Origin of the sequence: Kitasatospora sp. NPDC018058 (assembly GCF_044327205.1) — a bacterium.
Lineage (GTDB): Bacteria > Actinomycetota > Actinomycetes > Streptomycetales > Streptomycetaceae > Kitasatospora.
On the sequence record NZ_JBIRFA010000022.1, the window covers coordinates 85096 to 106371 of the forward strand.

Here is a 21276-nt window from a genome sequence, read left to right on the forward strand (position 1 = left end):
AGGAGGTGGCGGTACGGACACGATCGACAGCGCATCGATCCGACTCCTGGACCGGGCCTGCCGATCGCGAAGGAGTGGGCGTCGACCCGACAGCCGGAACACGAGCGCGGTGGACCCGATCGTGCGGAGCGAGACGAGTTGTCGGTCGCGGTGGAGCGCCGGGCCAGCGCAGGGCATTGGCTGACGCCCGTCAGCGGTTCTGCCGGGAGTCGATGAGGTACATGGGAGGCTGGGGCCGGGTGGGCTGCGGCCACTGGACACCGGTGGTCCAGGTCAGGTCCGTGGATGGGTACTGCGCCTCGACGCCGGCCGGATACCCGGACCCGGGCTGGCCTGGGAAGGCCTGGAGTGGGTACGGCTGGGGGTACGCCTGCTGCTGTCGGAGGTCGAGCGCGGGGGCGATCGTCCAGGGGGCCCAGAACGTGGCGGGTATCTGGGGCATGGCCTGGTACTGCTGCTGGAGCGCCATCTGCTCGGCCTGCGCGCGATGCAGCGCCTGGACGACTACCCGGTGACGTGGTGTCAGGACCGTGCGATCGGCGGCGAGCAGGCCGAGGGTGACGCTGCCACTGAGGGCCATCAGGGTCAGTACGCCGAAGAAGAAGTCGACGAACCGGTGCACCGCCTCCGTGCCGCTGCGGTTGTGCGCCGTCGCCGGGAGCTGGAGCGCCTGCAGCACGGTCGCGACCACACCGAGGACCACCACCAGCCCGACGGCCAGGATCGGAACGGGCAACCGCGGCAGCTCCGAGGCCTCCCCGGCGACTGCGGCGCGAAGCCGCCCGAACGCCCCCGCCGCCGAACGACGGCTTGGTGAATTCGATTTCCTCAAGGTCTCTCCTCGTCGAGTGGCAGCCGCCTGATCTCATGGCAGACCGGTTCACGTACTTCCCGGCGACACCGGAGACCTGCGCGGATGAGCGGCCGCCTTGGGTGCACGAGTGAACTTCCGGGCACGTTGCGGCGGCGGGCCTACCAGTGGCTGCCGAAGACCGGAGTGGGGTCAGAACCCGTCATAGTCGGCGTACCGGTGGGCATACCGGTCGGCATCGGCGTCGACACACCGGAAGGCATTCCGGTGGGCCTGGGCATCGGCACACCGGACCTTCCGCCGGTGGGCATACCGGTCGGCATCGGCGCCGACACACCGGAAGGCATTCCGGTGGGCTTGGGCATCGGCACACCGGACCTTCCGCCGGTGGGCATACCGGTCGGCGTACCGGAGGTCATACCGGTCGGGGTTCCGGTCATGCTGACCGACGGCACCGGAGCGCCGGAAGAACCTGCCGCCGGAAGGGTCGGGACGCATGCGACGGCAAGCACCGACGTGCCCGCGGCCAGGAGGCCGTACAACACCGGCCTGCGGCCGGTCAGGGGGCGCAGGCCACTGCGGGGGCGGAGAGCGGGAGTTGGGGATGGACGTGCCATGCTGTGTTCCTCCAGGATGGGTGATCCGATGGGTGCGGTGCGGCAGGTGGCGGAGCCGGGTGCGCCGATTCAAGACCTGGTCGGGCCCGTCGGCCGGTCATCCAGCGGTGGCCAGCCGGTACGCGTTCTCGCCGTCGGTCGACGTCGGCACGGCTGCCTGCCCGACCGAGCGCAGGACCGCCACAACGGCCGCAGACCGGGCCGGGATGCCGCTCTCCGGAGAGGCCGGCGCTGCCGGTCCGCCCACCACCGCGGGTGCCCGGAACGGCGGTTCGACGACCACGCCGGGCAACGGCAGCGCCGGCCACGGTGCCAGGAGTGTCGTGGGCCGGAGCCACCGGGCGACTACGGGACCCCTGCCGGCGGCTCACCGGCTTCGTCGGTGGCCACCCGCCGCAGCGCTTCGGCGGCCGATACCGCCGCGGGGTCACCGACTTCGGCGATGTGTTCCCAGAGCGGGCGGACCGTGCGACTCGGCTCGGCGGCTCGTTCCGGGGCGGCTTGCCCGATGGGGTCGGTCATGTCGTTCAAGGAGTGATCCTCACTGTGCGGGTCGGGGACGCGAGGAGCCGCAGCGGATCGGCAGGAAGTCGGGGGCCGGCGGCGCGGTGTGCGCCAGGGGCGTGAAGCCCGGAGTCCGTCTGCCAGACGGACCGTGCGGGCGGAACGGTCGGGGAAACCGCGAGCCCGGTACGAAAAGCCCTCAGAGCCGGGCGGACTGAGACCGACACTAAGGCCCGTCCGCTCTCCGGAACACCGCCTCCGTGGAACTTTCGGTTCCGCTAAGGGAGCGCTCACCCCTGGCTTCGCCGCGCCTCGGGACGTGCCGGAACCGATTGCCAACGACGTTGTGCCGTAACGGCGTTGTCAGGCCCGGCTGGCCGGGCTGGCCGGGCCGGCCGGGCCGGGGCAGGTCCACAGCTGGAGCGGGGTACCGTTGGCCCGGTATCCGTCGAGTACGTCCAGGCACAGCCCGGATCTGGCGTTGGCCAGATTGCCGTCCGGGCGCACGGTCCACTTCTGGCTGTCCGATCCGGTGCAGCGGATGGCCATCACCCGGGTGCCGTCCTGCCCGAAGTCCTGTGCGGGAGCAAGGCAGAGCGTGCTGCCGGCTGTGCGCAGTTCGTCAGCGGCGGTACGGGTCCACTGCTGCGTCGCGCGCCCGTCGCAGGTCCAGATCTGCAGACTGCCGTCCGCGCCGGCCGTCAGGCAGTTGCCGGACGCGGCGTCCACCAGCACCTGGGCGGCAGGGGCTACGGGCGGGGCCGAGCGCATGGCGCCGACCGGCGCCGACGCGACGGAGCCCGGTGTGGTGCCCGCCGGGGCCGGTACGGCGGGGCTCGGCGTGGTGCCCGCCGGCGCGGGCACGACGGAGCCCGGTGTGCTACCGACCGGCTGCGGGGACGGCGCCCCGCGCGGGGAGGACGACGCGAACGGCGAGAGCGAGAGACCGTTCTGCCCGACCGGGCCGCCGGGGATGGCCACCGCCGTCCCGTCTCCGGAGCCGGCCGGCGCGGTCAGTCCCGATATCTGCGTATACAGGACCACCCCCACCGTCAAGGCCAGCGCGACGATCAGCGCCGTCCTGCGGGTGAGCCGGCGGGCGGTAGCCCCGGACGACTGTGGATGTCGGCGCCTTCCGGGACCGGGATCACCGGCACTGCGCTCGGCGGTCGGATCCAGTTCGCCGATGACCGGGAGCACGGCCGTCTCCGCCTCGGTTCCCGCCTCCGGCGCATCGAGTTCCAGGAGGTACGGCGGGATGCGCAGATCGAGACGGAAGTCCGGCGGGAACGGGGCGTCGGATTGTGGATTGCAGATGTGGCCGGTGCCAGGCCCGTCGAAACCGCAGCGCTGACATCGTGGTCTGGAGTGCATTGGCACAGCTCTCTTCGCTGTTATGCCGCTGGCAGGCGCGGCGCTGGTGGCCGGCAGCGCGCCGGCCACGCCCGGCGCCGACGCGATCACCCGGGCTGCTCGTCACCCCGGCAGCTCGTCCGGGGTGACGAGCAGGGGCGCCACCGGGCGGAGGGACCGGGCCCGGTGGCTGGTCCTACTGCCCGGCATTGCAGCAGGGCGGGAACTGGCTGGTGGGTGTGGTGGTGGGCATGGCGCTCGTGGTCGGCGGGACCGTGGGTTTGGTGGACACCGTGGGAACCGCGGTGGGCTTGCCGCTCATGCTCGGGTTCGGGTTCGCGGTGGGCTTGCCACTCATGCTCGGGTTCGGGTTCGCGGTGGGCTTGCCGCTCATGCTCGGGCTCGGGTTCGCGGTGGGCTTGCCACTCGTGCTCGGGCTCGGCTTGCCGGTCGGAGTCGGGGCGGGCTGCTGGCAGCCAAGGCTGGTGAGCGAGGCGGTGTAGCGCTGGCTGAGGAAGTCGAAGAGGTTCTGCCCGGCCTGCGGCGAGGCCGCAGCGCTGGTGAACTGCCTGTCGAGGGCGATACGTCGGGCACCGGCTGTGGCCATGCCGGCGCAGTACGCCGCCGAGTCACCGTTGGCCGCGGCGCCCAGCGGCGGCTGGTCCACGCCCGCGCGGTACAGGTTGACCTTGGCCGGGTTCTGCTTGCCGCTCTCCTGGACCATGGGGTCACTGAGCGGGACCAGGGCGATCGGGGCGGCCTGGAACTTGGCCGCCTGCAGCTCGTTCAGCGCGAGCGAGGTGACGTTGCTGCCCGGGTCGGCGAGGTCCGGGGCGGTCCACGGGGTGCAGCCGAGGGCGGGGTCGATGAAGTTGTCGAGCAGCAGGTTGTCACTGCCGTTCAGCAACGCGGTGGGCTGCATCTTCTTCATCCCCCCGCTCAACGCGGCGGAGTTCTTCTTGGTCTTCTGCGCTGTTGTGCCTTTCGCCGTCGCCAGGTACTCGGAGGTGACGTTGTCGCTCTGGTCCTGGTCGACGACGCCGTAATCGCGGGTGGTCGGACAGGGCTTGCCGTCCTTGGCGGTACCCAGCGCCGGAATCTTCAGCTTGCCGGCCTTGTCGGCCGCATTCGCCGCGGTGAAGAAGGCGGGAGCGTTGCAGTAGGCGAACTGCCCGAACGGCTGGCCGCCCGGGGTGCCGCCGACGCACCTTCCGGCGGCGGTCTGCCCGGCCATGGTCAGGACGTTGCCGTTGAATCCGAACCAGATGCCGACGACGGCACCGGCCGGCAGGACCGGAACGACGGGCGCGGCGGCGGGTTTGGTCCCCTTGTCCACCACGAGGGGGTTGTAGACGGACACTGCTCCGGTGGCCGGGTCGACCACGGTGGCCTGGACGAACGCCGACTGGTTGGCGTTGGCCTCGTGGCACGCCCCCTGGGCGGCGTTGGTGGCCGACAGGACGTACGGCGTGGCCAGACCCTTCGCGGTGAGCGGGTCGGCGGGCACTTTCAGGGTGCAGTTCATGTTGGGCTGGGCGGGCGGCGCGGGCGTGGTGGCGGCGAAGGACACCCCCAGAGCGGCGGCGCCGGCGGTCAGCACGCCGCCCAGGCCGAGGCTGAGTGCCATCACCTTGCGGCTTCGGCCGCGGGCGCGATGGTGAAGTGGATCGTGTTTCATGTCAGTACTCCTGAAGGAGGCATCGGCGCGGCGAATGCCTCGTCGGGGGAGGAAGGAGAAGGCGATTACTGACGGGGGATCGCAATCGTGGTCGTTCTCCGGCGATGGCCGGCAGGACGGCTACCAGCTGACGGCCCGGCAGATCGGTCGCTGGTGACATGGATGCTAGGAGATCGACGCGCTCGATGCTCCGTTCAGCGCCATTCCTAAACGACACATAAGGTTTCGCTCATTCAGGAGCGTTCCCACCCAGTCCGATAGGCACGGCCGACATTTTCGGCACACTTCCGGTGATCCACTTCATCGCGACAAGGGCGTCGTAGCCACCAGCACATCGGCCTTGACCTGGGGCGCCCTGACACAGCGAGCCCGTTGCGGGCCACGGGCGAGACTGAGCGAATCCTTAGCAGCCTCTTAAGGCATATGCCGCCCTCGGACCTTGACGTCGTTATGCCTATACGCTCAGCGGCGTACCGCAGGCCGGAAACGTCCTGCCCCGTCCCGCAGTTGCCATCCGGGTCGCGGCCTCCCGCCGCCGTTCCCGAGGTGACGACTGGTACTTGATCCGCCGGGCCGGACACCGACCCGGTTTCCACCCATCACGGCGCACCGGCCACGGACGGCACCTGCACTCACGACGCCGGCCCGCCACAGTCGATTCCGCCAGGAGGTATGAAGATCATGAGGACCGGCCTCCCCGGCCCCAGCCCCAGCCACTGCCTTCAACGGATACGAGAACACCTTTTACCCGCCGGATTCCTCCGTCGGCCCGCCGTACGACGCCCAGTTCGGCATCTGACCCTCGTGAGATCGAACCCCGGATCAGGCCCGGCATGGACTGGCATCTGATGCTCTGTTCATCCGTGCACTTCGGAGTGATTGCCGTGGTGTCCGCGCGCCCGTTCGACTGTCGGCGGATGAGGAGTCCCGTCGGCAGAAAGTCGAGAAGCCCTGCCGATGGAGACATGCGATGGAGACATGCGCATATTGACGATGCCTCACCCACCAGGGGCAATGAACGCGGGACCGACTTCCTCGCCACGCTGAACGGCGATCAGCGGAAGACCAAGGCAACACAGCACGGTCCAGCGACCGGACGCGCTCCGGTCCGGCACAGATCCGCCGCCGGCCATGCGTCCCTGGCGCAGGCGGAGCCCCGGAGACGAAAGGCGCCGCCACCCACCGCCGGCTGCCGCGCTAGCCGGCCCAGGCACTCACCGCGTTCGAGACCGGCCGGCTCGCCTCCGCTGCGCTCGGCGAGCAGGTTGTCGCCCGCCTGGCCGGTGTCGCGCGCCTGGACCTGGAGCACCACACCGCCCGCGTCACCGAGCCGAGCTGGAATGCGGTCTCACCCCGGCATGAGCCCCGCCTCGGCGGCGGGCCGCCGCCCCCTCCCAGCCTCGCCCGACTTCCTTCCAGTGACTTCCGGTTGGAGACCATGATGGACACCAGCACCCACCCCGACAGCCTCCCCGTCGAGGGCCCGGCCACGTCTGCCGTGCCCGATCTGCTGAAGGCCGTGCACCTGGTCGATGTCGCCGCTCCCGGCATGGAGGGCCTGGCCCTGTGGCTGGCCGGCAGTGGCGCCGACGTCACTGGCAGCGTCCCCGAGGCCGACCGGGACAGCCCGGCGGTGGCCGCGCTGAAGGCTGTCGGCGTCCAGGTGCGGGTGGGCTTCGAGGCCGCGCACGTGCGCACCGACCGGACGGCCGTGGTGTGGTCGGGGGTCTTCGCCGGGGCACATCCCGAGCTCGACCACGCCCAGGTGCTGCGGCTGCCGATTCTCGGCCGGGCCGTCGCGCTCATGGCCATCTGTGCCCAGGCGGGGTCCGAGGCGGTGGCGGTGGCGGGCAGTCACAGCACCGCGAGCGCGGCAGCCGCCCTGGCGGCCGTGCTGGATGACGGCCGGACGGGCTGGGTCCTGAACGCCCCGGCCGGCGGCGGCAGCGCCGGCCACGCCGGGGAGGGCCGCATCGTCGCGGACTTCTGCCCGGACACCGCCACCCACGAAGCCGCTCCGCCCGGCGCCTGGCAGCACCGCCCCACACCGCACTTCCTCCACCACGAGCCCCACTTCGCCGCCGCGCTCATCCTGTCCACCGGCGCGAACGCCCCCCACTACGAGGACAACATCGCCGGCCTCGACGCCGCCGAGCGCCTCGCCCGCCGCGCCGGCACCGTCGTCCTGCCCACCTGGGACAACGGCGTGAGGATCCTGCGCGAGCGCCTGGGCGACCGGCCCGGACCGCATGTGGTCACCGTCGGCACCGACCCGGCCGACACCGTGTGGGTCATGAGGCCCCGCTGGACCGGCGAGGACTTCCGCGTCACCCTGCGACACGAGGGGAGGGACCACGCCTTCGTCCTCCCGGTCACCGGCCGCCACCACGCCCTGGCCGTGTGCGCCGCCATCGCCACCGCCCTGATCCTGGGCGAGGACCCGCAGGCCCTCGCCGAGCGAGCCGGCGCGTTCCACGGCGTCGAGCGTTCGATGGCCACGGTCGGCACGCAGTCCGGCATCACCGTGGTGGACTCCCGTGCCCGACACCCGCGCGAGATCGCCCAGGACGTCACGGCCGCCCGGATGCTCACCGAGGGCTCGCTGGTCGTGGTCCTGGAGCCGGACGGCATCGCCCGCACCAGCGCGCACGCCGTCGAACTCGGCGCCGCTCTCGGCGATGCCGACCACGCGGTGCTGCTGCCGGTCAGCACCCCGCTTGCCGCCCACCTCGTACCTGATCCCCTGGACGCTGTCGAGCAGGCCGCCCTCCGGGCGCTCGGAGCAGGAGCCGTCCACCGCGTCCGCTCCGGACCGCGCGAACCCGGCCCGGAGCAGCGGATCTTCGGGACGACCGCCGAGGGCGACCTCGTCCTGGTCGTCGGGACCGATCAGGCGGAACGGCTCGGACCGAGGCTGCTGTTCCACCTCGCCGCCCCGAACGTACCGATCCCGCAGCAGCTGCGACCCGCCCGAACCACCCCGACGGAGAAGACGCCGTGACCTTCGGCACTCCGCCCCACCTCACCGACGCCGAACGCCGCGTCGGCTCGGCCACGCTCTACCACCACTTCCCCCGCGCGCCCCAGGCCCCGGCCGCCCACCCGGCACGAAGAACCACGGACCAGCACCTCGCTACGACGTCGGAAATACCGTCAAACGCGAATCCACGCTCGAAACCCACCTCGCCGAGATCGCGGCGCGCAGCTTGAAAATCAAGCTTAGCGAGACGTGCACATCCCCTGGGACCGGCGACGACGCTCTTCACGACGCCGCCGCCGAAGTGTTCGGCGAGCTGCGGGACGGACGTGGCGGTGTCCATCAGGTCGGCCTTGAGGATCTCCGTGCGGCTCGGCATCGCCGGGGCGGAGTCCACGAGGGCCTTGACGGCCGCCAGTGCCGTGCGGGCGGCCGAGTCGCGCTGGGTGCGGGCGGCGTCGAGCTTGTCCTCGGCCTTCTTGAACCGGGCGAGCGCGTCCGCGGGGGGGTGTGAACTCGCCGGGCTTGGCCGGCGAGTCGCCCTGGCGCTGGTCGGCCGGTGTCGCGTTGTAGGCCTTCAGCCGCAGGTCGTAGGTCATTGCGTCGTTCATGAAGGACTTCGCGGCGGCGTCGGACTTCTTCTGCGCCTCCTTCCAGATCCTGACGGCGTCCTTGGCCTGGTCCTGCGCCCAGCCGACGGTGTGGGCGTAGGTGGTCAGGGCGGTGCCGGCCTTCGCGATGGCGTCCGCCGCGGCCAGCCACTGCTTGGGCTGGGGGTCGAAGTCCCGGCGGAAGTTGCGGCGTCGGGGTCGGCGATCCGCTCGCGGTGGTGGAGCAGCGCGCGTGGGCTGTTCCAGCCGAGGGCACCCACCACGCGGCCGTCCGAGCGGTAGAGGGCGACGAATCTGCCCGTCTGCGGGTCGCCGTCGACCACGTCGACCTGGGAGTCAGCGGGGGCCCAGCCGTGGATCTGGATCTTGGTGTCGTATTGGTCCGTCCATCCGAAGGGGGTCGGTGTGAAGCGGGTGGCGCCATCCGGTCCGGCGAGAAGGTTCTTGGCGGCGGTGACGGCCTGCTGGGTGGCGTTGGTGCGTTGTTCGAGGCGGACCCGGCCGCCTGCCGTGGGGTGCGGCCAGTTGGCGACGTCTCCTGCCGCGTAGACGCCGGGCGCGGCTCGGCAGGTGTGGTCGCAGAGCACCCCGTCGCCCAGCGGAATCCCGGAGCCGGCCAGCCAGTCGGTGGCGGGCACCGAACCGATGGCGACGACGACCGCGTCGGCCGGCAGGCGGGTGCCGTCGTCGAGCACCACCGCGGTAACCCGGCCGCGCTCGCCGGTCAGGCTGGCGACGCGGCGGCGCAGCTGCAGGCGGACACCGTGTCCGCGGTGCAGGTCGGCCACCAACTCTCCTACCGATGTTCCGACTTGCCGGGCCAGCGGGGTGGGTTCGACATCGACCAGCACGACATCGAGGCCGAGACCGCGCGCGGTGGCGGCGATCTCGCTGCCGAGGAATCCGGCACCGATCACCACGAGCCTCGGCCCGGCCAGGAGCTCCGCTCGTAGGGCCAGCGCATCGTCCAGGGTGCGCAGCACGTGCACGCCGGCCAGATCGTGGCCGAAGGGCAGACGGCGTGGACGCAGCCCGGTGGCGATGATCAGACCGTCGTAGCCGAGCCGTTCGCCATCGGCCAGGGTGACGGTGCGGGCGATCGGGTCCAGGCCCACCGCCCGGCAGCCCTGCCGCAGGTCCACCTGGAGCCGTTGGAGGTCGGCCGCCGGGCGCAGGGTGGTGCGGTGCGGTTGCCAGTCGCCGGCCAGCACCTGCTTGGACAGCGGTGGTCGGTCGTAGGGCAGGTGCGGTTCCTCGCCGACCATGGTCAGTGTGCCGGTGAAGCCCTCGCGCCGCAGGGTGTCGGCCGCCGTCAGCCCCGCGGCGGAAGCGCCCACCACGACGATGCGGTCCATGGCAGGCACTACTCGGCCACCGTGATGGCCATGGCGGGGCAGCGGGCGGCGGCATCCCGCAGCCGGGCCGCCAGCTCATCCGAGGGGTTGGCATCGAGCAGGACCACGATGCCGTCCTCCTCGCGCTGGTCGAAGACCTCGGCCGCGGCGAGCACGCACTGGCCGGCTCCTACGCACCTGTCCTCTTCTACGGTGATCTTCATCGGTGTTCGCTCCGTGTCGGTGTGGTCTGGTTCAGGATGCGGTGATCGACCGCCGTGGTGGTGTCGCCTACCACGTCACGGGCAGCTCGTGGACGCCGTAGACGACCATGCCGTCGCGCATCGGCACCTCCTCCACGGGCACTGCCAGCTGCAGGGTCGGGAACCGGTCGAACAGGGCGGAGAGGGCGGCCTTCATCTCGACCCGGGCCAGCTGCTGTCCGAGGCACTGGTGGATTCCGTGGCCGAACGCCACATGCGGGCTGTACGGGCGTTCGACGTTCAACTCGTCGGCGCCGTCGGGGAACTGTTCCGCATCACGGTTCCCGGACGGGACCGCGGCGACCACCGTCGTGCCGGCCTTGATCCGGTGGCCGTTCAGTTCCAGATCCTCGCGTGCGGTGCGGCGGATTCCGAACTGAATGACGCTGAGGTAGCGCAGCAACTCCTCGACGGCACCGTCCAGCAAGGACGGGTCGGCCCGCAGCGCCGCCACCTGTTCGGGGTTGCGCAGCAGGCACATGGTGCCCAGCGCGATCATGTTGGCGGTCGTCTCGTGCCCGGCGACCAGCAACAGCACGCCGACACCGACCAGTTCCTCGTCCGAGAGCTCACCGGAACGCACCAGACCGCTCAGGATGTCGTCGCCGGGCTCGGCCCGCTTGGCGAGCACCAGGCGGTGCATGAACTCCCGCATCTCCAGCTGCGCCCGCTGGGACTCCTCCGGGTCGCCGTCGACCTTGAGCATCATGGCCGAACCCCGCTGGAACTCCTCCCGGTCGGTGTAGGGCACACCGAGCAGCTCGCAGATCACCAGCGAGGGAATCGGCAGCGCGAACGCCTCGACCAGGTCGACCGGGCCCGTGGCATCCGCCATCGCGTCCAGCTGCGCGGCCACGATCCGTTCCACCGCCGGGGCCAGCTGCTGCATCCGGCGCACGGTGAACTGGCCGGTGAGCAGCCGCCGGAACCGGGTGTGCTCCGGCGCGTCCATCATGATGAACATTCCCGGGGCGGGTGGCGGCACCGGTGCGTCCAGCGGCTCGGCCGCGCCGATCCGTACCGTCCGGCGCTGCGAGCTGAACCGCGGGTCGGCCAGCATGGTCCGGATGTCCGCGTACCGGGTGACCAGCACTCCGGGGAGGCCGTCGGGCAGAGTCACCTCCGCGATCGGGTTCCGCTCCCGCAGCGTCCGGTACTCCGGCGGCGGGTCGAAGGGGCAGCTCCGCGCCAGGGGCTGCGTCCCGCTGATGGGCTCGGTTCCGGTCATGAGTGGGTCCTTTTCTCCTCGGCGTCCCCCGTGCTTCGAGCCAACCCGACGCTGCTGACCTCGCCCGGTCGACAACCTGACCGTTGCCTGACAGCGGGCGATCCGGGCGTGTGGAACCCGAGGGCGCCGCGGCGCGTTGTCGCCGTGGACAACTCGATCTTGTGATGGGTACCTGCTATGCACTCCGATTCGTCGGCACACGGTCTGCCGCTGCTCCGAGGGGCCGGGCAACGGCTGCTGGTGGTGGACGACGACCCGATGCTCTCGGAGCTGCTGGAGACCACCCTGGGCCTTGCCGGGTACCGGGTCGTGACGGCGGACAGCGGCGCCGCCGCCCTACGGGCCTACCGGGCGACGCCGGTGGACCTGCTCGTGCTGGACGTGATGCTGCCCGACCTGGACGGCTTCGCCGTCTGCCGGAGGCTGATCGAGAGCGGGGCACAGCTGCCCGTGCTGTTCCTCACGGCACGGGACTCGGTCGAGGACCGGGTGACGGGCCTCGCCGTGGGTGCCGACGACTACCTCACCAAGCCGTTCAGCGTTCCTGAGCTGCTCGCCCGGGTGCACGCCCTGCTGCGCAGAGCCGGTACGACGGCGGGGCCCGCTCCGGTCCTGCGCTTCGCCGATCTGACCATGGACGAGCGCAGCCGGCGGGTCCACCGCGGAGACCGCCTGGTCGGCCTGTCGCCGACCGAGTACCGGCTCCTGCGGTACCTGCTGGTCAACGCCGACCACGTGGTGTCGAAGGAGCAGATCACGCACCACGTCTGGCAGCACCGGTTCAGCGAGGGTGTCGTCGAGAAGCTCGTGTCCCGGCTCCGGGCGAAGGTGGACGTCCAACCGCCGGCCTTGATCCACACGGTGCGCGGCTTCGGCTACAGCCTTCGGCTGCCCGAAGGCGACTGACGTGGCCCGGGCCTGGCGCGGCTCACTGCGGGCGCGGCTGATCGCGGGGGTCATCCTGCTCGCGGCCCTGGGCATGGTCGCCGTCAACGCCGCTTCACTGATAGCCCTGCGCCTGTACCTCATCGAGGCCGCGGACGCCCAGCTCGGCCAGGCCCGTACCGCGATCCAGCAGCACCTCACGAGCCGGACCACCCCGATCAGCGCGGCCGACCTCAACTCGCTGCTGCCCGGCGGCACCTACCTCGCGCTGCTCGACCAGAACGGCGCAGTGGTCGCACAGACGGCGGCAGGAGGCCTCGACGGCCGCCCCATACCGCAGCCCGACCTGCCCGCGCCGGTCCCCGCCGGATTCGCCCGGCACGCCGTCACGGTCTCGGGCCGGGGCGCACCCACGCTCAGGTACCGCACCCTGGGTTTCCCCGCCGGTGCCCCGGCCGAGGTCCGGACGACACCCGGCACGCCCCCCGCGACGTTCAGCACCGTCGTGGCGGCCACGAGCCTCGGGCCCGGCGAGGACATCGTGTACTGGCTGATCGGCGCCGATGCGATCGCGACCCTCGCCGTGCTGATGGGAATCGCCCTCCTCAGCCGCGGCGTGCTGCGGGTGAGCCTGCACCCGCTGCGGGACATGGCCGCGACCGCCACCGCGATCGCCGACGGTGATCCCGGCCAGCGTATCCAGGTCGCGCGGCCCGACTCCGAGCTCGGCGAGGTCGGCACCGCCCTCAACCGGGCGTTCGACGAGCGGCAGCGCTCCGAGGAACGGCTCCGGCAGTTCGTGGCCGATGCCTCGCACGAGCTGCGCACCCCGCTGACCTCGATCAGCGGATGGGCCCAGCTGCACCTGCACGGACTGACCCGCGACCCCGTGCTGCTCGACCGAGCCATGCTGCGGATCGAGAGCGAGGCCGCTCGGATGCACGCCATGGTGGAGGAACTGCTGCTGCTCGCCAGGCTCGACCAGGGCCGCCCGCTCGCGAGATCCCCGTTCGATCTGGGCCGCCTGATCACGGACGCCGTCGCCGACACCCGCCTCCTCGCCCCCGACCGGCCGATCGCCGTGGACGTCCCGGGCCGGATCACGGCCTTCGGCGACGAGGAACGGTTGAGGCAGGTGCTGCGCAACCTGCTGAACAACGTTCTGCGACACACCCCTTCGGGAACGCCGGCGGCCGTGACGGTGCGTTCGCTCCCCGACGGCACCATAGAGTTGGCGGTCACCGACGAAGGTCCCGGCATGGACCGTGAGACCGCGAGCCGCGTGTTCGAACGCTTCTACCGTGGCGACGAAGCCCGCGGTCCCGGCGGCGCCGGACTCGGCCTCGGCATCGTCAAGTCGATCGCCGAAGCGCATGGCGGTACCGTCTCGGTGCGCACGGCACCAGGACAGGGCACCACCTTCACCGTGACCCTGCCCGCTGCCCGGTGAGCCGCCCGCACCGACCGGTCAGCCGAGAACCGTGGCGACCACGCGGTTGTCGTAACGGAACGTCACGGAACTATCGGTACCGGTCCCATGACGCGGTCGTCGCACGTGGGCGGGCAGTCGCCCACCAGGCCGGACCGGGCGGCGGCCAGGCCGTTTCGACCGGGCAGGATACCCGTGGTACACCGCTGCCGCCATCCCGAGCGACCTCTTTCAGGATGGCGGCAGACGGCCCCATATCCATCAAAGCCAAGGAGTACGCTGGGCAATATCCGGATGCGCGACCCGCATCTGCCGGGTCGCACGAGGATCCGCGCGTAAGGAATGGGTCGACATCATGACTCTTCACTCAGATACAGGCACACCGAGGAAAGCGGGCAAACGCCGCATCACCACATTACTGGTGGCTGCGGCCACCGTGGGGGCCGTTTCCATGCTCGGCGCAGGCTACGGGAGTGACGCCGCCCAGGCAGCCGCTCAGCAGGCGCCCCCGGCAGCGGTTGCGGTGGCGTCCACCGTCTCCTTCAACGCCCCGGACGTACCTTCCGCCGTGCAGGTGGGCATCGTCGACTTCGCCTTCTCCCCGTCGACGCTGACCGTCAGCCAGGGCACCACGGTCACCTGGACCAACCACGGCGCGGTTCTGCACTCGGTGAAGAGCGACGGTCGGGGTCCGCTGCACTCGGGGCCGTTGAGTCCGGGAGAGTCCTACAGCTTCCGGTTCGATTCGCCCGGGACCTACAGCTACTACTGCTGCTTCCACGCCTCCGTCATGCTCGCCAAGGTCATTGTGAGGTGATAACCCGTTGTTCAATCAAGAATTCGGCCGGCGATCGAACGAGGGTTTTCGCTCAGGTGATCCTCCGCCGAGCGGGCATGGCCGCGGCCGGTGCGGGACGCTCCCGCACCGGCCGCACGTCCCGGCGGCTCCCCGCCCCGCAGGGCGCTAACGTCACGGCCTGAGCGAACGTCACGGCCTGAGCCGGTAAGCCGGTGACCGGCGCCTCCCGCTCCGAGGTGTCGTCGTTCCGGAATCGGCTCTCGCCCGCTTCGCAGCCGCGGATCACCGCTCCTGCGGGGCATCGGACGGTGCGGGGTTGATCGGGAGTCGGACCTGGAAGCGGGTGTCGCCGGGGACGGACTCGAGTCGTAGGTCGCCGCCGTGCCGGTTGACGATGATGCGCCAGGAGATGTCCAGGCCCAGTCCGGTGCCTTCGCCTACGGGTTTGGTGGTGAAGAACGGGTCGAAGACCCGGCTCTGGACGTCGGCGGGCACACCGGGGCCGGTATCGCGGAACTCGACCAGCACCCGATCCCCGTCCCGTGCGGTGCGCACCGTGAGCGTGCCGCTCCCGGCTCCGTCGCCGCGCATGGCCGAGGCGGCGTTGTCGATCAGGTTCGTCCAGACCTGGTTCAGCTCAGCGGGGTAGCCGGGGATGCCGGGCAACGTGCGGTCGTAGTCGCGCACGACGGTGATGTCCGGGCCGAGCTTCGCGGCGAGCAGCAGCAACGTGCTGTCCAGCAGCTCGTGGACGTCCGTGTTCTGGTAGGGGGCCCGGTCCAGCTGCGTGTACTGTTTCGCCGCACCGACGAGCGCGGAGATGCGGCGGGTGGCGTCCTCGATCTCGCCCAGCAGCAGGTCGGCCTCGACCGTGCAGCCCAGCCAGTTCAGTGCGCTGCCCAACAGGTGTTCGGGGACCGCGCCCGCGATGTCGTCCAACCAGTCGGTGCCCAGGCTCGCCTGGACGAGGACCGCGGCCAGCTGCCGGCCGTCGACGACGTCGTGCGCCTCCAACCAGTCGTCGACCTCGTCCTCGAGGTCCGCGGCCTGCAGCGGGCTGAGGGACGGAGCCTGCCGTATCCGGCTGACGGTCATGTCCTGAAGCTCGCTCAGGTGGGCCAGGTCTTCGCCTCGGTGCGGCTCGGCCGCGAGTTCGCCGAAGTCGCGGCGCACCCGGGCGATCCGCTCCCGCAGCGCGGAGGTGGCGCGCATGGCGGCGGCGGCCGGGTTGTTGAGCTCGTGCGTGAGTCCGGCGGTCACGGAGCCGAGGGCAAGCAGCCGTTCCCTCTGGCCGATCGCCTCCTGGGTGTTCTTGAACCCGAAGAACAGGCCCTCCAGCAGGTGGACGGCCATCGGAAACCATTCGTGCATCATCCGCGCGAAGGCTTCCGCGGGCAGCACGAAGAACCTCGACCGTTCGGTCACCCGCAGCGAGTTGTTGTACACCTGCGGCACCTGGTCGCCGAGGTAGGCCTGGAAGGCCCCGGCGTACACCCCGGGCGCGGACGTGCGGCTGATGTCCACCTCCTGGCCCCCCACGCGACGCGAGAGCACCACGGTGCCCTGGAAGAGCACGTAGAAGCTCTCGGCCGGATCGCCCTCCCGGTACACCGGGCCCGGGTCGAACCACTCCACATGGCCGTCCCGGCACAGTCGGGCGAGCTGGTCGGGGGGCAGCTTCTCGAACAGGAACAGCGTCCGCAGCTCCCGCTCCTCGCACTTGGCCGGGCGGGTGGTCATGACTGCTCCAGGTAGCGATGTGCGAGCATGACGGCCATGGCGCCCTCGCCGACGGCCGAGGCGACCCGTTTGGCGGACTCCGCGCGCACGTCTCCGGCCGCGAACACCCCCGGCACGCTGGTCTCCAGGTGGTAGGGCGGCCGGTCCAGCGCCCATCCGGCGGGCGGGCCCCCGTCGGCGCTCAGGTCGGGCCCGGTCAGCACGAAGCCGTGCGAGTCCCTGAGCACGGTGCCCTCCAGCCAGTCGGTCAGCGGGGCGGCGCCGATGAAGACGTACAGCCACTGGGCGTCGACGGTCTCGGTCCGCCCGGTCGCCCTGTTGCGCAGGGTCAGCCCTTCCAGGTGGTCCTTGCCGTGCGCGGCCTCCACGACCGTGTCCGTGCGCACCGTGATGGTGGGGGCCTCCTGGACCCGCTGGAGCAGGTAGTACGACATGGAGGCGGCCAGCTGCGGCGCGCGTACCAGTAGCGTGACCCGCCGGGCGGTGCGGGCGAGGAACATCGCGGCCTGGCCGGCGGAGTTCGCCCCACCGACGATGTACACGTCCTGTCCCTGGCACGCGGCCGCCGCGGTCAGCGCCGAGCCGTAGTAGACCCCGCGCCCGGTCAACTCGGCCACCCCCGGCACGTCCAGCTGCCGGTACGACACACCCGTCGCGAGGATCACGGCCTGGGCCGAGACGGCGGAGCCATCGGCGAAGCGCAGCGTGCGGGCGGACCCGGTCACCTCCAGGCCGGTCACCTTGCACGCCGTGAGCAGCTCCGCCCCGAACTTGGTGGCCTGGCGGCGTGCCCGGTCGGTGAGCTGTGCGCCGGAGACTCCGTCGGGGAAGCCCAGGTAGTTCTCGATGCGGGAGCTCTGGCCGGCCTGGCCGCCGGTCGCCTCGCGTTCCACGAGGACGGTGCGTAGCCCCTCCGAGGCTCCGTAGACGGCCGCGCCGAGGCCGGCGGGGCCACCGCCGACGATGACCAGGTCGTAGAAGTCGGCCGCGGGTGTCGTCGACAGCCCCACGTGGGCGGCCAGGTCCCGTTCCGTGGGCTCGACGAGCCCGGTGCCGTCCGGGGGCACCACCAACGGCAGCTGCCGCCCGTCCTGCCCTGCGGCGGCCAGCAGCCGCCTGCCCTCCGGCTCCTCGCTGGAGTACCACCGGTACGGCACCTGGTTGCGGGCGAGGAACTCCCGGATCTGCGAGGAGCGCGCCGACCAGCGGTGGCCGACGACCTTGGTGATGTTCACGGCTCGACCGTCGGTGGCCAGCCACGTCTCCAGGAGGTCGTCCACCACCGGGTAGAGCTTCTCCTCCGGCGGCTCCCACGGCTTGAGCAGGTAGTGGTCGAGGTCGACGACGTTGATGGCGTCGATGGCGGCATTGGTGTCGGCGTAGGCGGTGAGCAGCACCCGTCGGGCCCCCGGGTACAGATCGAGCGCCGTCTCCAGGAACTCGATGCCGTTCATCTGCGGCATCCGGTAGTCGGCCAGGATCACCGCGACCGACGCGCCCCGCAGCTTCAGCTCGCGCAGCGCCTCCAGCGCCGACGCGCCGGACTCGGCGCGGACCACCCGGTACCGGTCCCCGTAACGGCGGCGGAGGTCCCGGGCCACAGCACGTGATACGGCGGGATCGTCGTCCACGGTCAAGATCACGGACCGCGCCGCGCCGGTGGCTTCTGCCATGGTTCACCACCCGGGATTGTCCACGCACGACCGGACTGGTCAGGCATGGTTGTCAGCCGACGAACTGCCCGCTACCGACCCATGCGGTAACGGACAGTCGAGTAGGGTCATGAGGTGGCCTCGGCACGCGGCATTCCACTCAGCCGGCTTCCATCGCCACGATCTACTGCACCACAACCGTGCCGTGCATAAAGGGGTGGATCGAGCAGATGTACGCGTATGTCCCGGGCGTGGTGAAGGTGTAGCTGTACGAGGCGCCATGGTTCAGCGTCCCGGAGTCGAGCGGGCCGGAACCACTGCTGGTCACCGTGTGCGTGTCGCTGTCGCTGTTGGTCCAGGTGACAGTGGTGCCCGCGCTGACCGTGAGTGTGCTGGGCGCGAACGCGTAGTTCGCTATGGTGACTTGCTGTGCTCCGGCGGCCGGGGCCTTGGGCACGGCCGTCAGGACCGTCTGCGGCACCGCGGACGCGGCGACACTGTGCGATTGCGCGGCCACCGCGCCGCCTGCGCCGAGCGCGCCGAATCCCGCGGCGACCGCAGCGGCCACCAGGGGTCTCGCGATCCGACGGCGCGCATTGTCGTTGCTCTTGGTATTCCTGCGTGATGTCTCAGTCATGATGCCCACCCGACATGTGTTGGCTTTTACGCAGGGCTCTTTCAGCGTATCCCCCGCGCTACCGGATGGGCATCTCAGCGGGTTGACCGCTCAGGACCGTTGCCTCAGGTGCCACGCCCGGCCTCGCCCCGGTACGTGTGCGGCACATGGGAACCAACCACCTCCCAGGCCGGCGGGCACCCGCGAGAACCCCACCTTCGACACGAGGCCGGTGCCGTCCGGGAACTGCTGTGCCGGACGGCACCGGCCGCGCTTCAGCCGGAAAGGCCTACCAACGGTCGCGCGACGGCACCGGGTTGAGCTTGGCGCTGAGCGCCGAGAGGAAGGTCGGGAGCTTGTCGACCATGGATTTGGGGACCGGGGTGGTCTGGACGGTGCCCCGCCTCACGTCCTGGATGACGAGCGTGAAGGTGCCGTTCTCCTCGACGAGTTCGGCGGCGTAGAGCAGTGTTTCCATCGAGGTGTCCATCGAGGTTTCCATCGGTGATCCTAGGCTTGGGTGTCGTTCAGCCAGGCCGTCCACGCCTTGGTGGCCTGCTCCTCGTCGGCGTCCTCGGCGAACAGGTGGTGGCCCAGCCAGATCGGCCAGTTCCAGGAGCTGCCGTTGAAGAACCGGTACAGCGCGTCGGGGCCGCGCAGGCCGACGAAGTCGGTGCTGAGCCAGTCCACGACCACCTCCTCCGGGCCGCCGTCCGGGCCGGGGACGAGGAGTGGGAACCGGTCGCCGACGGCCGCGTCGTCGGGGAGGCCGAGGCGTCGGCGCAGCGCGGCGAAGTCGGCCGGGTCGGTGGTGGTTTCGGGGCGCTGGGCCTTGGCGTAGACGGCGGGGCGGCCGGCGAAGTGCCGGAGGTACTCGGCGAGGCCGTGCTGGTAGAAGTCGACGTGCTTCTCGGCCGCGTCCGACTTGGTGTCCCAGTTCCAGGTGTCGTCGACGACGCCCGTGTGCACCCAGTGGATTCCCATGCGCAGGTGGGCCGTTCCGCCGTCGAGCGGCGCGATCCGGTAGCTGAGCGTGTTGGAGAACCCGTTGTCCATGGACACCCGGACCGCGAAGTGCGTCGGCGGCTCCCATGCCACGACGGTGCCGTCGCCCCGGGTGACCTTTCCGCCGACGCGCGGCTCGACCTCCATGGGGTACAGCCAGCCGAGGTTGCCGGCGCCGGTGGCGACCGCGTGCCAGACCTGCTCCGGCGTGGCGGGCAGGTCCTGCTCCCGGCGGACCTCGAACTCTCGGGCCATGGTCAGTTCTCCTTCGTCATCGGTCATGTGTCAGTAGGTGAGCGGGAGGGCGCTCAGCCGCCGTTGCAGCGGGTTGGGCCGCCATGCGAGGGCCGCCCCGCCGGCGGCTTCGTCGGCCAGCCGCAGCTGCGGAAGCCGGCGGACCAACGTGCCGATCGCCACCTCGGTCTGGAGCTTGGCCAGCGGGCCGCCGAGGCAGAAGTGCGGGCCGTTGCCGAAGCTCAGGTGCCGGTTGCCGGGGCGGGTCAGGTCGAGCCGGTCCGGGTCCTCGAAGCGCTCGGGGTCGCGGTTGGCCGCGGCGAGGAACAGGTACACGAGGTCCCCCTCGCGCAGCGTCCGCCCGCCGATCGCGACGTCCTCGGCGACGACCCGGACGATCGCCTGGGTCGGCGTGTCGTAGCGGGCCAGTTCCTCGACGGCGGTGCGGATCAGCGCCGGGTCCTCGCGCAGCCGGGCCAGCTGGTCGGGGTGGCGCAGCAGGGCGAGCGTGCCGTTGCCGACCAGATGGGTGGTGGTCTCATCGCCCGCGGTGATCAGGACGAAGCAGGTGGACAGCAGCTCGGAGTCGGTGAGCCGGTCGTCCTGGGCCTGGGTCGCGACCAGGGCGCTGATCAGGTCGTCGCCCGGGTCGGCCCGTCGTCGGCGGACGAGCCGGGCGAGGTACTCCTCGTACTGCTCGATCGCCGCCTCGGACTTGTCGATGTCCTCGCTCATCCGGCCGAAGCGACGGAACCAGGCCTTGACCTGCGGGCGGTCCTCGGGCGGGATGCCGAAGAGCTCGCAGACGACGGACAGCGGCAGCGGGGAGGCGACCGCCTCGATCAGGTCCATGGTCGGCCCCGCCGCGACCGCCTCGTCGACGAGCTGGTCGACGATCCGCTGGATGCCGTCGCGCAGGGCTTCGACGCGCCGGGCGGTGAACGCCCGGTTGGCCAGCTTGCGCAGCCGGGCGTGGTCCGGCGGGTCGGTGTTGGTCATCACCCGGCCGAGCCGGTCGGTGAGTCGACTGAAGGCCTTCAGGTCGCCGCCGAGCGCGCCGTAGGCGCGGGTCATCCGGTCCCGGTCGTTGGACAGCCGCAGGTCGCTCAGCGCCGCCTCGACGTCGGTGTACCGGGTGAGGTGCCAGATGCCCTGGGCGTTGCGGTGGACCGGGCTCTCGCGCCGCATGCGGGCGTAGAACGGGTACGGGTCCCGACCGGCCTCGGGCGTCCGCAGCGCCGCGGCGAGGTCGTCGGGCCGGGCGAGGCCCGCGCTGTCGCGGGCCTCGTCCCGGGTGTCGGTGGAGGTCACGTCGGCCCTGCTACCGCTGGGCGTCCATGGCGTCGGCGAGGCTCTTGGGCCGCATGTCGGTCCAGGCCTGCTCGACGTACTCCAGGCAGGCGGCGTGGGTGTCGGGGCCGTGGGCGACGGTCCAGCCGGCCGGAACGTCCGCGAACTGCGGCCAGAGCGAGTGCTGGTTCTCGTCGTTGACGAGCACGAGGAAGGTGCCGTCCTGGTCGTCGAAGGGGTTGGTCATGGG

The 21276-nt window shown here is 71.1% G+C and carries 20 protein-coding genes and 1 pseudogene; 4 read left to right on the top strand and 17 right to left on the bottom strand.

Annotation, left to right across the window (positions count from 1 at the left end; all coding sequences use genetic code 11):
• Positions 1 to 190: 190 nt before the first annotated feature.
• From ACH4E7_RS28430 to ACH4E7_RS28450, 5 genes are all read right to left on the bottom strand, one after another.
• Positions 191 to 736, bottom strand: coding sequence for a hypothetical protein (locus ACH4E7_RS28430; RefSeq protein ID WP_396251905.1), 546 nt, complete (start codon positions 734 to 736; stop codon positions 191 to 193).
• A gap of 267 nt (positions 737 to 1003) precedes the next feature.
• Positions 1004 to 1309: a hypothetical protein gene (locus tag ACH4E7_RS28435; protein ID WP_396251906.1), complete on the bottom strand. Its 306-nt coding sequence runs from the start codon at positions 1307 to 1309 to the stop codon at positions 1004 to 1006.
• A gap of 464 nt (positions 1310 to 1773) precedes the next feature.
• Entirely contained in the window at positions 1774 to 1959 is a 186-nt protein-coding gene (locus ACH4E7_RS28440) for a hypothetical protein (RefSeq protein ID WP_396251907.1), read from the bottom strand.
• A gap of 336 nt (positions 1960 to 2295) precedes the next feature.
• Positions 2296 to 3306, bottom strand: a complete 1011-nt coding sequence (locus ACH4E7_RS28445; RefSeq protein WP_396251908.1) for a ricin-type beta-trefoil lectin domain protein — start codon at positions 3304 to 3306, stop codon at positions 2296 to 2298.
• A gap of 175 nt (positions 3307 to 3481) precedes the next feature.
• On the bottom strand, positions 3482 to 4912 hold the full coding sequence (locus ACH4E7_RS28450) for a hypothetical protein (protein ID WP_396251909.1): 1431 nt from the start codon (positions 4910 to 4912) through the stop codon (positions 3482 to 3484).
• A 1489-nt stretch (positions 4913 to 6401) separates the two neighbouring features.
• On the opposite strand from ACH4E7_RS28450, the gene ACH4E7_RS28455 reads away from it, so the two are divergent.
• Positions 6402 to 7964 (top strand): Mur ligase domain-containing protein, encoded by a 1563-nt coding sequence (locus ACH4E7_RS28455; RefSeq protein WP_396251910.1) that lies wholly within the window; start codon positions 6402 to 6404, stop codon positions 7962 to 7964.
• Between the two features lie 58 nt (positions 7965 to 8022).
• Here ACH4E7_RS28455 and ACH4E7_RS28460 read toward each other — a convergent pair whose 3' ends face one another.
• From ACH4E7_RS28460 to ACH4E7_RS28480, 5 genes and pseudogenes are all read right to left on the bottom strand, one after another.
• Complete coding sequence (locus ACH4E7_RS28460; protein ID WP_396251911.1) at positions 8023 to 8319, bottom strand: hypothetical protein; 297 nt, start codon at positions 8317 to 8319, stop codon at positions 8023 to 8025.
• A 175-nt stretch (positions 8320 to 8494) separates the two neighbouring features.
• A pseudogene (locus ACH4E7_RS28465) lies at positions 8495 to 8698 on the bottom strand (putative T7SS-secreted protein); the annotation flags it as partial.
• Positions 8656 to 9906, bottom strand: a complete 1251-nt coding sequence (locus tag ACH4E7_RS28470; protein ID WP_396251912.1) for an NAD(P)/FAD-dependent oxidoreductase — start codon at positions 9904 to 9906, stop codon at positions 8656 to 8658. The gene ACH4E7_RS28470 and the pseudogene ACH4E7_RS28465, both read right to left, overlap by 43 nt.
• Before the next feature lie 8 nt (positions 9907 to 9914).
• Complete coding sequence (locus ACH4E7_RS28475; protein WP_396251913.1) at positions 9915 to 10109, bottom strand: ferredoxin; 195 nt, start codon at positions 10107 to 10109, stop codon at positions 9915 to 9917.
• A 67-nt stretch (positions 10110 to 10176) separates the two neighbouring features.
• Complete coding sequence (locus ACH4E7_RS28480) at positions 10177 to 11376, bottom strand: cytochrome P450 (RefSeq protein ID WP_396251914.1); 1200 nt, start codon at positions 11374 to 11376, stop codon at positions 10177 to 10179.
• Between the two features lie 177 nt (positions 11377 to 11553).
• Here ACH4E7_RS28480 and ACH4E7_RS28485 point away from each other — a divergent pair, with 177 nt between their 5' ends.
• The 3 genes from ACH4E7_RS28485 (at position 11554) to ACH4E7_RS28495 (ending at position 14507) form a co-directional block, all read left to right on the top strand.
• Positions 11554 to 12282, top strand: a complete 729-nt coding sequence (locus tag ACH4E7_RS28485; protein WP_396251915.1) for a response regulator transcription factor — start codon at positions 11554 to 11556, stop codon at positions 12280 to 12282.
• Position 12283: 1 nt separating this feature from the next.
• Complete coding sequence (locus ACH4E7_RS28490) at positions 12284 to 13711, top strand: sensor histidine kinase (RefSeq protein ID WP_396251916.1); 1428 nt, start codon at positions 12284 to 12286, stop codon at positions 13709 to 13711.
• Positions 13712 to 14111: 400 nt separating this feature from the next.
• Entirely contained in the window at positions 14112 to 14507 is a 396-nt protein-coding gene (locus ACH4E7_RS28495; RefSeq protein WP_396251917.1) for a plastocyanin/azurin family copper-binding protein, read from the top strand.
• 264 nt (positions 14508 to 14771) lie between these two features.
• Here the strand turns inward: ACH4E7_RS28495 and ACH4E7_RS28500 are convergent, their stop codons facing one another.
• The 7 genes from ACH4E7_RS28500 to ACH4E7_RS28530 form a co-directional block, all read right to left on the bottom strand.
• A complete protein-coding gene (locus ACH4E7_RS28500) occupies positions 14772 to 16229 on the bottom strand; it encodes an ATP-binding protein (RefSeq protein WP_396251918.1) in 1458 nt (485 codons plus the stop codon).
• The gene (locus ACH4E7_RS28505) at positions 16226 to 17902 is read right to left on the bottom strand and encodes an FAD-dependent oxidoreductase (protein ID WP_396251919.1); all 1677 of its coding nucleotides are present in this window, start codon (positions 17900 to 17902) and stop codon (positions 16226 to 16228) included. Before ACH4E7_RS28505 ends, ACH4E7_RS28500 begins: the two co-directional genes overlap by 4 nt.
• Before the next feature lie 163 nt (positions 17903 to 18065).
• Positions 18066 to 18518 carry a cupredoxin family copper-binding protein gene (locus ACH4E7_RS28510; RefSeq protein ID WP_396251920.1) on the bottom strand — a complete coding sequence of 151 codons (453 nt, stop codon included), beginning with the start codon at positions 18516 to 18518 and terminating at the stop codon, positions 18066 to 18068.
• Between the two features lie 268 nt (positions 18519 to 18786).
• Positions 18787 to 18999 carry a hypothetical protein gene (locus ACH4E7_RS28515; protein ID WP_396251921.1) on the bottom strand — a complete coding sequence of 71 codons (213 nt, stop codon included), beginning with the start codon at positions 18997 to 18999 and terminating at the stop codon, positions 18787 to 18789.
• A gap of 8 nt (positions 19000 to 19007) precedes the next feature.
• Positions 19008 to 19757, bottom strand: a complete 750-nt coding sequence (locus ACH4E7_RS28520) for an SRPBCC domain-containing protein (protein WP_396251922.1) — start codon at positions 19755 to 19757, stop codon at positions 19008 to 19010.
• A 30-nt stretch (positions 19758 to 19787) separates the two neighbouring features.
• The gene (locus ACH4E7_RS28525) at positions 19788 to 21047 is read right to left on the bottom strand and encodes a cytochrome P450 (RefSeq protein ID WP_396251923.1); all 1260 of its coding nucleotides are present in this window, start codon (positions 21045 to 21047) and stop codon (positions 19788 to 19790) included.
• A gap of 10 nt (positions 21048 to 21057) precedes the next feature.
• Positions 21058 to 21273 carry an MbtH family protein gene (locus tag ACH4E7_RS28530; RefSeq protein ID WP_380615536.1) on the bottom strand — a complete coding sequence of 72 codons (216 nt, stop codon included), beginning with the start codon at positions 21271 to 21273 and terminating at the stop codon, positions 21058 to 21060.
• Positions 21274 to 21276 lie beyond the last annotated feature (3 nt).

What these genes read in the sequence shown, in the direction of transcription:
- ACH4E7_RS28515 (WP_396251921.1), bottom strand. Translation starts at nt 18,999, where the DNA reads ATGGAAACCTCGATGGACACCTCGATGGAAACACTGCTCTACGCCGCC.
- ACH4E7_RS28530 (WP_380615536.1), bottom strand. Translation starts at nt 21,273, where the DNA reads ATGACCAACCCCTTCGACGACCAGGACGGCACCTTCCTCGTGCTCGTC.
- ACH4E7_RS28520 (WP_396251922.1), bottom strand. Translation starts at nt 19,757, where the DNA reads ATGGCCCGAGAGTTCGAGGTCCGCCGGGAGCAGGACCTGCCCGCCACG.
- ACH4E7_RS28505 (WP_396251919.1), bottom strand. Translation starts at nt 17,902, where the DNA reads ATGGCAGAAGCCACCGGCGCGGCGCGGTCCGTGATCTTGACCGTGGAC.
- ACH4E7_RS28455 (WP_396251910.1), top strand. Translation starts at nt 6,402, where the DNA reads ATGATGGACACCAGCACCCACCCCGACAGCCTCCCCGTCGAGGGCCCG.
- ACH4E7_RS28460 (WP_396251911.1), bottom strand. Translation starts at nt 8,319, where the DNA reads ATGCCGAGCCGCACGGAGATCCTCAAGGCCGACCTGATGGACACCGCC.
- ACH4E7_RS28470 (WP_396251912.1), bottom strand. Translation starts at nt 9,906, where the DNA reads ATGGACCGCATCGTCGTGGTGGGCGCTTCCGCCGCGGGGCTGACGGCG.
- ACH4E7_RS28485 (WP_396251915.1), top strand. Translation starts at nt 11,554, where the DNA reads ATGCACTCCGATTCGTCGGCACACGGTCTGCCGCTGCTCCGAGGGGCC.
- ACH4E7_RS28480 (WP_396251914.1), bottom strand. Translation starts at nt 11,376, where the DNA reads ATGACCGGAACCGAGCCCATCAGCGGGACGCAGCCCCTGGCGCGGAGC.
- ACH4E7_RS28435 (WP_396251906.1), bottom strand. Translation starts at nt 1,309, where the DNA reads ATGCGTCCCGACCCTTCCGGCGGCAGGTTCTTCCGGCGCTCCGGTGCC.
- ACH4E7_RS28450 (WP_396251909.1), bottom strand. Translation starts at nt 4,912, where the DNA reads ATGGCACTCAGCCTCGGCCTGGGCGGCGTGCTGACCGCCGGCGCCGCC.
- ACH4E7_RS28475 (WP_396251913.1), bottom strand. Translation starts at nt 10,109, where the DNA reads ATGAAGATCACCGTAGAAGAGGACAGGTGCGTAGGAGCCGGCCAGTGC.
- ACH4E7_RS28510 (WP_396251920.1), bottom strand. Translation starts at nt 18,518, where the DNA reads ATGACTGAGACATCACGCAGGAATACCAAGAGCAACGACAATGCGCGC.
- ACH4E7_RS28500 (WP_396251918.1), bottom strand. Translation starts at nt 16,229, where the DNA reads ATGACCACCCGCCCGGCCAAGTGCGAGGAGCGGGAGCTGCGGACGCTG.
- ACH4E7_RS28445 (WP_396251908.1), bottom strand. Translation starts at nt 3,306, where the DNA reads ATGCACTCCAGACCACGATGTCAGCGCTGCGGTTTCGACGGGCCTGGC.